This is a genomic window from Stenotrophomonas maltophilia, from assembly GCF_003970865.1.
Lineage (GTDB): Bacteria > Pseudomonadota > Gammaproteobacteria > Xanthomonadales > Xanthomonadaceae > Stenotrophomonas > Stenotrophomonas maltophilia_AR.
In genome coordinates this window covers 32,312-45,229 of the sequence record NZ_RXLZ01000007.1, presented here as the reverse complement: position 1 = coordinate 45,229, position 12,918 = coordinate 32,312, and the positions used below count along the sequence as shown (strand labels likewise).

Below are 12,918 nucleotides of genomic sequence, written 5' to 3'. Positions count from 1 at the left end.
GCGACTGCATCGGTACACATGTGCAAAACTACCGCGCAACAGATCCATCCACTGTAACGCCGCTAGGTTCCCGGGCACTCTCCCAGACAGCGACCGTGGATTGGTCATGGTTTCGGGTCAGCGCTGGGCCGCGGATCTGCGCCGCGGCATGGAGGGCCAAAATGGCTTGATTGAGCCTTGCACTGGTCATTGAATCGGGCGCACGACAAGCCACTTGGCAGGGACTGACCGCTAACCTGCAAGGCCAGCGCTGCCTGCACCGCGCCGCAATAGTTACTCGTCAAACGCCACGGCACTCTGCGGTATGTGCCAGCGCCTTCCTACTCAGCTCGAACAACAGGTTGGTGTTCCCTCACTGCGACCGCAAGCCATTGGATAGTATCGTTCCAGGCGCCACGCTCACGTAGCGCATCTCGCTGCAAACTGCATCAATCTTTATCCTGACCAACACCCCTCCCAACACCGCTACAACAGCCTCATAATGCAAAAAACAGGTTTGCCATTACACACCGTGGCGAGCGGGCAGCCCGACTGTAAGACATCACGAAGTTTGAGAGATAGGCGAATAGCCCGAGCCATCCATTCCCCGCCCCCCTCCGTACGCCAAGAAATGGAAATACGCCAGAAACGCGAGCACCGGAACAAGCCAAAATGGGTAAAACAAAATTTGATTGAAATTTCCAGCAAATACGACTGTTATCACACTGTAAATTACAGTGCCCCGATAGAGAAAAACCCTATCTGAACTGAGTCTTCTATCAACATTCCAGAGCCAACTGCAAACAACCCCGATCAGCACTATTGAGCCAGGCAGTCCGAAGCTCGCAAAGAATACCTGAATGCTGGAGTCCAATCCAACCTTGCCCCCGCGCATCTTGCGAGCCGGCTCGTTCACATAGTTGTATCCGAAGCCGAGTATCGGCTGATCGGCAATAAGCAAATTTCCGATCTCAAAAGACTTAACCCTGGAAAGAGCGGAGCGATCCTCCTTAACGCCAGTGAATCTGGAAGCAGCTCTCTCTACGAAGGGTGACAGTACCAATCCAGAAACAGTGATGCCAGCGATCGCGAACAAGGCCGCAGCGGCTGCGCCGTAGGAAAATTTCTTTCTAATTATCCTCCGAGCGTTCGCAAGCGAAATTGCAATAAGAACAAGAACAAGAAGCGCCATTCCACTTCGTGACACTGTCATGAGCAGGCTCACAACCAGAATTGCCATGCACACCCAGCCCGCTTTCCAATAGCTTGTCGTGTACCAAGCAAGCAAAATTGGCAGCACGATGATGCAGGAGTAAAAGTTTGGATCAAAGTATGGAGATATCAGCCTTCCATTGTGTGGATCCCCCTGAAAGTCCACGCCGGAATCCTGCATGACCTTCCACAACTGGGATGTGTCCGGAAATATTGCAAATAACACAAATGATGCGAGAGCTAATACGGTATAGGTAACAACAATTGCCTTTACGAGCGCTCGATAATTGTCTCTATAGAGATGCCACAATGATCTCGCAAGAACAACTCCACCTACCAAATGCCCACAAAGCCTAATATTGTACGCAAAGGCCTCTCCGCTAAAGCCAAATTTCGAAAGGCCGACTACAAATGAAAGAATGCAAGCCCCCACCGCAGCCACCAACGCGCGGACAGACAAAGCAGACCCAAGAAACGCTAATCCAAGCGTACAGATGCACAACAGCCAGGCGACTTCACCGCCGTTTATCGCCCCACCAATAGCCGGGATCATACGAGGTAGGTTGCCGGCAATCAGGAAGAATGCCGAGACGACGCAGAGCAGTAGTGCCAATCGGCGCCGAAGGGTACTGGAACTCAATTTCGACATTTAATAACTGACCTAAAATTCTGCAATCACGCAAATCAATCCAAGAGCCGTATCACTGCAAGCATCAAACGGAAGAATTTGCGTCACGGAGAATTCCCCAAATCACCGCCATTCTCGATAGCATGTTGAACCAACCTAGCAACCTCCTCCCACTTGAACGCTTTGACACGCTCAAATCCGAGTCTCTGTAGTTCTCGCCGTACATCCAAAGAACTCACAACCGTTTCGATGCATTCAACTATCTCGGCGTCCGACTCAGGATCAAACAGTAGAGCGGCGCCATCTGCGATCTCGCCAAGTGCAGATGTTCTAGACGCAATAACAGGACAGCCAACTGCCATTGCCTCAATTGCTGGAAGGCCAAAGCCTTCGTAAAGTGAAGGAAACACAAGAGCTGCTGCGTTGCGATACATTTCCGCTAGCTGCTCTTCACTAAGTGCCCCTGTAAAACTCACCCGACCAGACACGCCAAATTCCTCTGCGAGCTCATCCAGTGCATCAGAGCTGTCCCCGGAGAACACCAGGCGAATCTTCGGATATCTACCCAGCGCCGCCAACGCTCGAATTGCGGCACCTTCGTTCTTGTGAGCCTTTCTATTACCCACGCAGAACAGATAACCATTAGATGGATCACGACTGACATCGTTCTTCCTCGCCCCTAGGAATCCATCCGAGACTCCATTTCCCACGACCACGACCTGCTCCGGACTGGCCCCAGACCATTCCATAATTCTCTTTCTAGAATAGTTGGAAACCGTAAGGACTCGTGCAGCTCGCCTACATGCGCGCTTGAGCACGAAATTGTAGTAAGCACGCTTCAGGAATCCAGAATTGTACGGAACGTCTATGTGGTTCAGGTCATGAACCGTCAAAACAAAGCGTGAAAGTCCCACGAGTGGCGAATTGAACCCTGGGGACAAGACAACATCGTGCCGGTTGAACAGCATGTACAGCGAAAGCCGGATTACGTCCAAAGCGCCAGCAGGATTTCCAGATAGCGGCAAAGCCGAGGCCTTTCCGAGCCTCACGCCAACCTCTCTACTGAATCGACCAATACCCGTAGCCCCAAACCAACGCTCATCGTAGAGAATCCGCCCATTTCGCGCAGCAGCAGTTGGCTTTTGAACGCTCATGACAGCATCCCCGCGACCGCTGACTTCTTCATAACGCCCGTCGTTACAAACGCACGGGTACCGATACGTGCGTCGCCCCCAAAACGCCTTCCATGGAGGCCGCGCCGACGGACCGATCCAGGATCATGCAGCACCCCCATCAGAAGTCCGCCCTTGCTTGTCTGTAAACGTCAACGTAGTGCCCTGCAACAGCTCGCTCGGTGAAATTGTTCGCGTAGGCTTTGCAGTTGATAGCGAGACATTCAAAATCCGTTCTATCAATTTCTGCCAAGGCACCAAGCAAGCTCTCAGCATTGAACGGATCAAAGACAAAGCCAGTCTGCCCGTTCCTGACGATTTCGCCCAGCCCGCCCAATCCGGAAGAAACAACGGGAACACCGTGCATATAGGCCTCAATCGCCACTCGCCCGAGGGGCTCAGCCCACAACGATGGAATGATCAGTACATTTATTCGGGAAAAGAATAAAGAAGGTGAAACTTTGCCAAGAAACTCCACGTTGGATGGGGCAGAATGACGGAGCGAATCCACATAGCACGACTCCCCATCGCCCGCAATAACCCAGCGCCGTCCGGGCAGCATTTTTGCCGCCTCAATAACCCTCTCAACGCCCTTTGATGGATCCAACCGACCGATGAAACCATACACTTTGTGGCCATCGAGAACTGCCGGACGGTACTCCATATCGGGGGAATTCACTGAATTGTAGATTACACTGGCCGGGCAGTGATTAAATAAGCCCGAGCGCACATGCACACCCCTCACATATTCACTTATTGCAACAAAATGACTTACCTTTTGGACAAAAGGCCGCTTGCCAGCAGCCCACAGCCTTGTACTTAAAGAATAGGAATCCTGAGATTTCCCATTTGCAAAGAGGGTAGAGTTAGGGTGAAGCAAATGATAATCCCGAGCCGTATGAACGATCGGAATGCGCAGGCGAAAGGCGGCTTCCCACGCAGAAGCTGAGAACCCTGAGATATTGTTGGTATGGACCACATCTGGTCGAATCTCATTAACCACTCGAGCCAGATCCCTGCCCGCCGCCAAGTTGAAGAAGTCTCTCGCATGCCAGAGCATCTTCCGCCACGAAGCACGCTTCTGCTTGGCGCCGAATGGCCAGTAGCCGTTTCTCAAGGGAAATCGAAATATCCTTATTCCGCCCTCGGACTTTACCTCCAGGGATCTACCTTCATGCAGAGTCAAAACCGAAACGTCATGCCCCATCAGCGCGAGCCCACGGGCGAGTGACTCAACGGATTTCTCCGCACCACCAACATGATAGGGCGAGTACAGATTATTCAGCAGGGAAATCTTCATGAATGCACCCGTTTACCGATCAAGCTCCGCATCACTATTAAGCAGCCCAGCAGATTCGAGACGCGATACAGATAACAGTGGACAAGGTCTACAACCAGAGCACCAATAGGGTCGAATCCCGCGCGCAACACTCTCGACGTGGTCAGTCTGATGCCGAATGCCTCAGCCGACATTACCACAAGGCCGAAGAACTCACTCCATACGATGTACAGCCTGCGCACTTTCTGATTCCAACCCGACGTCGAGCTCGCTTGTTCTAGCAATTTTGCGAATTTCTATTCATTTATTGAAGGCGCACAAAATATCATCACCACCTCGCCAACTGGATGCTCTTCGCGCCGAGTGCACATCAATTGCTGGATTTGTACTCGTAGTATCCATAGCTGTAGTAGCCCGTAGCTCGTCGCTCGACAGCATTGAAAATAGCCCCCTTGATTCGAACGTTGTTCTGCTCGAATCGACGCTTTGCCAAAGCAAGCTCCTTGGCTTGGTTCAAGCCAAAGCGCGCCACCATCAGGCAGGTACCAGCGTGATGGGCAATGATCGCCGCATCGGTAACGGCCAAGATCGGCGGTGTATCAACGATGATCAGGTCGTACTGCGGTGCCAGCTCTTCGAGCAACGCGGTAAAATTGGCATGCATCAGCAGCTCCGACGGGTTAGGCGGAACGTCACCACGTGCGATAAAGCTCAGATTGTCCAGGCCAGTAAGGCTTCGTACCACCTGCGAACGATCAATCTTGCCCACCAGAAGATCCGACAAACCCGGCGTCTGCGCTGCCCCCAGTGCCTTATGCAGGGTTCCCTTACGCATGTCAGCGTCGATGATCAGCACACGCTGACCGGCCTGCGCGATCACCGCCGCGAGGTTGGAGGAAACGAAAGTCTTGCCGGCGTTCGGGCTCGCACCGGAGATCAGAACGATATTGTTCTTGGCTTCAAGGCGCGCGAAATGCAGGCTTGTACGAAGACTACGAACAGCCTCAATCGCGAGGTCCGCCGGATCCTTGACCGCCAGCAGATGCAGCTTGCCGTCGGCGCGGAACTTGCCGCGCACCGAATCGGTCTGCTGTTGTGCACTGACCGGGATCGACGCATAAACGGGCAAACCAAGCTCCTCGATCTGCGCCGGATCCTCGACGCCACGGTTGAGCATCTGCTTCAGTAGAACCATAGCAACTGAAAGGAATGCGCCCAATACCCCGCCAATCAGCACAACCAGCGCCTTGCGTGGCCGCACAGGAGTCGTCGAATCCACCTCCGCCGCATCCACAATGCGCACATTGCCCACCGTACCCGCGCGCGCAACGTCCAGCTGCTGCGCCTGATTCAGCATGCCGGTATACATCTCGTTGCTGACCTGAAGATCGCGCGTCAGGCGAAGCAATTCCTGCTGTGCTTCGGGCAATTGCTTCACTTGCCCCTGGAATCCGCTCTTTCGACCCTCCAGCTCTCCGATCTGCCGCATCAACGCCTGATATGCCGGATGATCACGCGTGAACTTGCGGTCCATCTCTGCCTGCTGCAGGCGAAGCTGCTGGATACTTGTCTCCACAGCAACTTCCTGTTCCAGCAGCCCCTTGGTCTGCAGGGTCAGATCCACGGAGTTGGCGCGCGTCTGGTAGGCACTCAGCGTCTTCTGTGCGGCGTCCACCTGATTACGCACGTTGGGCAACTGCTCTTTCACGAAGGTCAGCTGTGCGGAGGCTTCGGCCGAATTTCGTTCCACGTTCTGCCGCACATAGGCCTGGGCAACCTGCTGCAGGAAGCGCTGCGCAAGTTCAGGATCTGCATTCTCATAGGCCAGCGTCAGGATGCCCGACTCCTTGCCCGACTCGTTTACGGTAACCTTCCTCTGCAGCTCGCCCACCACCGTGAGGTGGCGCTGACGGGTCACTTCAAAGCGCATGCCTGGGTGCGCGCGCATCTCCGCAACCTGCATCGCAATTCCCTTTCCGACTGCAGGCTTGCCAACCTGCCCCCTTAATAGAAGGTTGCTGGAATCATCTAGCAATTCGTACGTACCGCTCTCGCCCACGATCACGGTCAAGGGCTCGGCAACCAGGTGGCGTGGCAAGTCCAACTGGAACACGTCCAACTTATCTCCGCCCCAGCCGAATCGCGACATGCCAAAGCGCACATCCGCCAGCGCTTCGGGATCCGAGCGCTCGGCCTTCCGCGCAAAGTAGCCGCCCAGCAACGGGAAACGATTCGGCTTCACCTCGACATCAAGCTTCAGCGCATCGACAGCGCTACCGACCACCGCGCGGGAGGTTATGAGCGCAATCTCGGTTGTCGCCTCCGCTGTGCCACCTCCGATCCCAAGCGACTGACTGATGTCAGAAAGGCCGGGCAAACTCGGCACCTTCGATTCAACCTGCACAATGGCGTCAGCACGATAGATGGGTGTCGCCAGCAGCGTATATGCGGCAGCAACGGCGAAGAACGTCCCCGTAATGCCAGCGATCCACCATTTATGGTCAATCAGCGTACCGAACAACTGCCGCAGATCGATTTCGTCAGTATCGTCCTGCGCAGGACTACGGGTATCGGTGGTCATCAGTAAGAACTCTTCAATTGGATGTAGGTGCAGTCAGAGATGAGAAATCAGCGCTACAGGTGCCGCGCCCAACTCTCCACACCCTCGGCCATCAACTTGTAAACATGCTCAAACGCCGGGCGCTGTTGGCGGTACGGATCGGGAATCTCCCGATCCTGCTGCCATTTGCCCAGCAGGAAGGTTTTTCCGGACGCCTGCGGCGCGATCTCGGCGATGCGGCGCACGTGCTTGCGCTCCATGGTCAGCACCAGATCAGCGGCTCCCAGGATGGCGTCATCAATCTGACGCGCGCGATGAGCAAGGCCATCCATGCCCTGCTCAACCAGCAGCTCCTGCGCCGTGGCATCAATGCCATGCCCAACCAGCGCACCGAGGCCAGCAGAGGACACCTGGATCCCCTTGCCCTCGACCGCCTGGCGCAGCATCACCTCTGCGGAGGGACTGCGGCAGATGTTGCCGACACATACAAAAAGAACGTTCTTGAACACTGACCTGGATCCTGTGGCATTCCTTGCGGCGCACGCGACCAGAACACCCTAGGTCGGCGGCAGCCGAACAGCATACCTTACAAGCGCATTACAGGCGATGAAATCGCCAACAGATTCATGGGATTACGTCGCAGTTCCAGAAATCGACCACCCTAATACGCCGACTTCTGCCCCAGCACCTTCAACGCCGTCAGCACGATGATCCGCACATCCAGCGTCGGGCTCCAGCGCCGGATGTAATCGATGTCGTACTGCACGCGCTTCTTCATCGAGCGTAACTCCGGTGTCTCACCGCGCAACCCGTGCACCTGCGCCCAGCCGGTAATTCCCGGCTTGACGTAGTGGCGGTGCATGTAGCGTTCGATCACCCGCTCATAGTGGTTGTTGTGCTGGATCGCGTGCGGCCGCGGCCCCACCACCGACATGTTCCCACCCAGCACATTGAAGAACTGCGGCAGCTCGTCCAGGCTGCTGCGGCGCAGGAAGGCGCCAAACCGGGTGACGCGTGGATCACCGCGCGTCGCCTGGGTGATCTGCCCCTCCCCCTCCGCGTGCACACGCATGGAGCGGAACTTGAGCATCCAGAACTCTTTACCGCCAAGGCCATGACGCTTCTGGCGGAACAACACCGGCCCCGGCGAACTCAGCTTCACGCCGATGGCCAGCACGGCAAACAACGGCGCCAGCAGGATCACCGCCGCACCCGCGACGACAATGTCCTCGACCCGTTTGAACACGCGGAACCGATGATCCACCAAGCCTTGACGTACGCCGATCATCGGCACATCACCCACCTGGTGCACGCCCGGATTAAGCGCCCCCAAACCCGTGGTATCGGGAATCAGGCGCACCGGCACCGGAAATCGCTCGATCTGCTTGAGCATGTCCTTGATCGCGGCCGCGTGCCCCATCGGCATCGACACCCAGACCTGGTCGAATTCTCCGCGGTGCTGATCCATGTACTGCGGAACGTCTTCCAGCCGCCCCAGCCTGCACGGCGCATCCCCACCGCGACGGGTAGCGATATCGCCCGCACTGGCGAAGTAGCCGATGACGTCTTTGCCAAGCTCTGGTTTCCCACGCAGCAGGCGGTGCAGCCTCAAAGCAGGCGCCCGCAGCCCGACCAGCAGGATCCGCTCATGGTCCATCCCGCGTGAACGCAAGCGATGCAACTGCACCCTCAGCAATACGCGTAATGCAGCCATGGAACCCAGGCCAAAGGCATACCAGCCAACCAGCCAGGTAGAGGGGACCGCATCGGCAAGTCCGACCAGGACGACGTAGAGCGAGAACAACGCGAAGGTGGCAGACCACGCCAACAGCAGCAGCCAGAGATCGGCCAGCAACCCGCGCATCCGCCAGTTCCGATACAGCGGCGCGACAGAGAAGCAGACGATGGCGCTGAGAATCACCGCGCCGAACACGATGCGCTGGGACGAATCCGGCGCAGCCGTGCCATACAGAACGATGTGGGAGAGCACCGCCATACCCGGCAGCAGCAACAGATCGCCCAGGCGCAACCCTAACTCAAGGGCCGCCCGGGCTTCGACGCGGCGGCGGCCCGCCCGGGCCCGCGCTGCGGGGAGGTCTTCTACCGATCCATGTAGCAAAGCACTTCTCCATTCACGACTCGACCGAACGCTGAATTGTTCGTCTTCACGTGCATGGACTCCCCAGCCAGCACGCGACTGTCAAAGGTTTGTCAATCAGGCGTGACTGAATTGTGAATGATGTCTGCGGCAAAAGATAGGAATTTCAAGTCGGGGACTGACTGAACATATCGCCAGGAGACCACGTAAGCCCTTAGAAATATTACGAATTTAACATGTGTCGCAATGCATCAATGTGCGTCACTTTGCGTCGCGATCATCCATCCACGTCCGGATCGCAGGTCGGCAAATTGACAGCCTCGAGCTCGCCCCACCCCGCACCGCACCAAAGCCCCACCACCGCCCTCTGCTACCATCGGCGGTTCTGTTCATCGCATCCCCCACCTGCCCGCGATGGCGCCAAACAACGTAACGAAACACAGGAGTCTGCATGTCTTCCGAGCTGCTCAAGTCCCTTGGCCTGGACGCGATCAACGCTGGCACGTACCTGGGCAACGGGGAGTGGTCGAGCGCGACCAGCGGTGAGCTGATCACCCCGGTCAACCCGACCACCGGCGAGCCGATCGCGCAGGTCCGCGCGACCACCGAGGCCGAGTACGACACCGTCGTCGCCCGCGCCCAGGAAGCCTTCAAGATCTGGCGCACCACGCCGGCCCCGCGCCGCGGCGAAGCCGTGCGCCTGTGCGGCGAAGCACTGCGCAAGCACAAGGACGCGCTGGGTTCGCTGGTTGCGCTGGAAATGGGCAAGAGCAAGCCGGAAGGCGATGGCGAAGTGCAGGAGATGATCGACATCGCCGATTTCGCCGTGGGCCAGAGCCGCATGCTGTACGGCTACACCATGCATTCCGAGCGCCCCGGCCACCGCATGTACGAGCAGTACCACCCGCTGGGCCTGGTCGGCATCATCTCAGCCTTCAACTTCCCGGTCGCGGTGTGGAGCTGGAACTCGTTCCTGGCCGCCATCTGCGGCGACGTGTGCATCTGGAAGCCGTCCAACAAGACGCCGCTGACCGCCATCGCCTCGCTGAAGATCTGCAACGACGCCCTGCGCGAAGCCGGTTTCCCGGACATCTTCTTCCTGATCAACGACGCAGGCACTGCGCTGTCGGAGAAGATGGTCGATGACCGCCGCGTGCCGCTGATCAGCTTCACCGGCTCGACCCAGGTCGGCCGCACGGTCAACGAGAAGGTCGCGCGCCGCCTGGGCCGCTGCCTGCTGGAACTGGGCGGCAACAACGCCATCATCCTGGACGAAACCGCCGATCTGAAGCTGGCCGTGCCGGGCATCGTGTTCGGCGCCGTCGGTACCGCCGGCCAGCGCTGCACCACCACCCGCCGCCTGATCGTGCACCGCTCGATCTACGCCGACGTGCTGGCCACCCTGGTCAAGGCCTACAAGCAGGTAGAAGGCAAGATCGGCGACCCGACCGATGCCGCCAACCTGATGGGCCCGCTGAACAGCGATGGCGCCGTGCAGCAGTTCCTCGATGCCATCGCCCAGGCCAAGGCCGCCGGTGGCACCATCGAAACCGGCGGCACCCGCATCGACCGCGCAGGCAACTTCGTGCTGCCGGCGATCGTCTCCGGCCTGAAGAACAGCGACGCCGTGGTCCAGCACGAGACCTTCGCGCCGATCCTGTACGTGATGCCGTACGACACCATCGACGAAGCCATCGACATGCAGAACGGCGTGCCGCAGGGGCTGTCGTCCTCGATCTTCACCCAGAACCTGAAGACCGCCGAAAAGTTCCTGTCGGCGGCCGGCAGTGACTGCGGCATCGCCAACATCAACATCGGCACGTCCGGTGCGGAGATCGGCGGCGCCTTCGGTGGCGAAAAGGACACTGGCGGTGGCCGCGAGTCCGGTTCGGATGCATGGAAGGTCTACATGCGCCGCCAGACCAACACCATTAACTATTCGGATTCGCTGCCGCTGGCCCAGGGCATCAAGTTCGATCTGTGATGGCAAACGACGCCGAGACGTCTGTGGGTCAGAGCCCCACAGGGGCTCCGATCCTCGATTTCACCGGCCGCCGCGTGCTCATCGCCGGCGGCAGCAAGGGCATCGGTCGTGAAATGGCGCTGGCGTTTGCCGGCGCCGGTGCGCAGGTCGCGGTCTGCGCCCGCGGCCAGGCCGGCCTGGATGCCCTGCGTGCCGATGCACAGGCGCAGGGCTTCCAACTGCACACGTTCTCCGCCGATCTGGCCGACCCCGGCCAGATCCAGGCCTGGCTGCAGGCCGCCGCCGATGCACTCGGCGGCATCGACGTGCTGGTCAACAACGCCACCGGCTACGGCATGGCCGACGACGAGGACGGTTGGGCCGCCAGCCTGCAGATCGACCTGATGGCCGCCGTTCGGGCCTCACGCCTGGCCCTGCCCTGGCTGCGCGCGTCCAGCGATGCCTGCATCCTCAATCTGTCGTCGATCGCCGCACAGCAGCCGCGCCCCGGTGGCGCGCCCTACGCCGCCGCCAAGGCCGCGCTTTCGCACTACACCACCTCGCAGGCCCTCGCGTTGGCCAAGGACCGGATCCGGGTCAACGCGATCGCACCGGGCTCGATCGAGTTCGACGACGGTCTGTGGGACCGCCGCCGCACCGAAGACCCCGCCCTGTACCACGGCACCCTGGCGAAGATCCCGTTCGGTCGATTCGGGCACCCGCGCGAGATCGCCGATGCGGCCCTGTTCCTGTGCTCACCGCTGGCGCGCTGGGTCACCGGCAGCGTGCTCAACGTGGATGGTGGCCAGGTGTTGATGGGCTGATACCGCCCCCGGTAGCTGCCAACCTTGGTTGGCATGCCTTTCGTCGACCAGGGTCGACGCCTTCCATCGCATCCGCCGGGCATGGGATTGCCCGGGCAGAGGCACTATCATGTGCACACTGCCAAGGAGGACCCGATGAGCGTGGCACCCCGACAGACAAGCGCCCTGGCCGTGGTCAGCCTGGTCATGGGCATCGCCAGCTGGACCGTCCTGCCCTTCGTGGCCAGCATCGTGGCCATCATCACCGGCCACATGGCCCGCGCCGAGATCCGCCGCCGCCCGCATGAACTGGAAGGCGATGGCCTGGCCGTCACCGGCCTGGTGCTGGGCTGGGTGATGGTCGGCGCCGTACTTGCCGCCATCCTGGTCTTCATCCTGTTCTTCGGTGGCCTGGCGTGGCTGGCGGCGGTGTCGAACTGACGCCATGACCGCCTCCGACAGCACTGAACGCTTCAGCAGCCGCGTCGCCGACTACGTCCGCTACCGGCCCGATTACCCGCCCGCGCTGCTGGGCTGGCTGCACGGCCCGATGGGCGTCAGCCGCGAGGCTCGGGTCGCCGACATCGGCGCCGGCACTGGCATTTCCAGCCGTCAGTTTCTGGCCAGCGGTCACCCGCTGGTAGCGGTCGAGCCGAATGCCGCCATGCGCGCCGCCGCCGAACACTGGCTGGCACCCCAGTACCCGCGCTTCTCCGCCGTCGATGGCCGCGCCGAGGCCACCGGCCTGGACGATGCCAGCGTTGATCTGGTCAGCGTCGCGCAGGCCTTCCACTGGTTCGACACCGTGGCGGTGCGCGCCGAGTGGCAGCGCATCCTGCGTCCGGGTGGCCAGGCATTGATCTACTGGAATTCGCGCCTGCTCGATGCCAGCCCGTTCCTGATCGGCTATGAACAGCTGCTGCTGGACTACGGCACCGACTACACCGCTGTAGCCGAGCGCTACCAGGACGATGCCACCATGCAGGCCTGGTTCGGCCCCGGCCTGCGCGGCATGGTGGAGCTGCCGAACGTACAGCATCTGGACTTCGATGCCCTGCGCGGGCGCCTGCTGTCCTCCTCCTACGCACCCCAATCCGGTCATCCGCGCTATACGCCGATGATCGACGCTTTGCAGGACCTGTTCGCCGCCCACGCGGTCGACGGCCAGGTCGCTTTTGAATATCGAACCCGAGCCTTCCTCGGCACGCTGGACTGAAACCAACG

10 protein-coding genes are annotated in these 12,918 nt (G+C 59.3%); 4 read left to right on the top strand and 6 right to left on the bottom strand.

What is annotated here, in order from left to right; genetic code table 11:
* Positions 1-541 precede the first annotated feature (541 nt).
* From EKL94_RS03750 to EKL94_RS03725, 6 genes are all read right to left on the bottom strand, one after another.
* Positions 542-1,840 (bottom strand): O-antigen ligase family protein, encoded by a 1,299-nt coding sequence (locus tag EKL94_RS03750; protein WP_126928038.1) that lies wholly within the window; start codon positions 1,838-1,840, stop codon positions 542-544.
* 83 nt (positions 1,841-1,923) lie between these two features.
* The gene (locus tag EKL94_RS03745; protein WP_126928037.1) at positions 1,924-2,973 is read right to left on the bottom strand and encodes a glycosyltransferase family 4 protein; all 1,050 of its coding nucleotides are present in this window, start codon (positions 2,971-2,973) and stop codon (positions 1,924-1,926) included.
* 139 nt (positions 2,974-3,112) lie between these two features.
* Positions 3,113-4,291: a glycosyltransferase family 4 protein gene (locus tag EKL94_RS03740; RefSeq protein ID WP_126928036.1), complete on the bottom strand. Its 1,179-nt coding sequence runs from the start codon at positions 4,289-4,291 to the stop codon at positions 3,113-3,115.
* 349 nt (positions 4,292-4,640) lie between these two features.
* Entirely contained in the window at positions 4,641-6,851 is a 2,211-nt protein-coding gene (locus EKL94_RS03735; RefSeq protein ID WP_126928035.1) for a polysaccharide biosynthesis tyrosine autokinase, read from the bottom strand.
* A 53-nt stretch (positions 6,852-6,904) separates the two neighbouring features.
* Positions 6,905-7,339 carry a low molecular weight protein-tyrosine-phosphatase gene (locus EKL94_RS03730; RefSeq protein WP_099589757.1) on the bottom strand — a complete coding sequence of 145 codons (435 nt, stop codon included), beginning with the start codon at positions 7,337-7,339 and terminating at the stop codon, positions 6,905-6,907.
* A 152-nt stretch (positions 7,340-7,491) separates the two neighbouring features.
* Positions 7,492-8,859, bottom strand: a complete 1,368-nt coding sequence (locus EKL94_RS03725; protein ID WP_440085879.1) for an undecaprenyl-phosphate glucose phosphotransferase — start codon at positions 8,857-8,859, stop codon at positions 7,492-7,494.
* 520 nt (positions 8,860-9,379) lie between these two features.
* Between EKL94_RS03725 and amaB the strand changes: the two genes are divergently transcribed.
* From amaB to EKL94_RS03705, 4 genes are all read left to right on the top strand, one after another.
* Entirely contained in the window at positions 9,380-10,912 is a 1,533-nt protein-coding gene (amaB, locus tag EKL94_RS03720) for an L-piperidine-6-carboxylate dehydrogenase (protein WP_126928033.1), read from the top strand.
* Positions 10,912-11,715 (top strand): SDR family NAD(P)-dependent oxidoreductase, encoded by an 804-nt coding sequence (locus tag EKL94_RS03715; protein ID WP_126928032.1) that lies wholly within the window; start codon positions 10,912-10,914, stop codon positions 11,713-11,715. The genes amaB and EKL94_RS03715 overlap by 1 nt, the downstream gene beginning before the upstream one ends.
* A gap of 135 nt (positions 11,716-11,850) precedes the next feature.
* Positions 11,851-12,135: a DUF4190 domain-containing protein gene (locus EKL94_RS03710; RefSeq protein ID WP_005413144.1), complete on the top strand. Its 285-nt coding sequence runs from the start codon at positions 11,851-11,853 to the stop codon at positions 12,133-12,135.
* A 4-nt stretch (positions 12,136-12,139) separates the two neighbouring features.
* Entirely contained in the window at positions 12,140-12,910 is a 771-nt protein-coding gene (locus tag EKL94_RS03705; RefSeq protein WP_126928031.1) for a class I SAM-dependent methyltransferase, read from the top strand.
* Positions 12,911-12,918 lie beyond the last annotated feature (8 nt).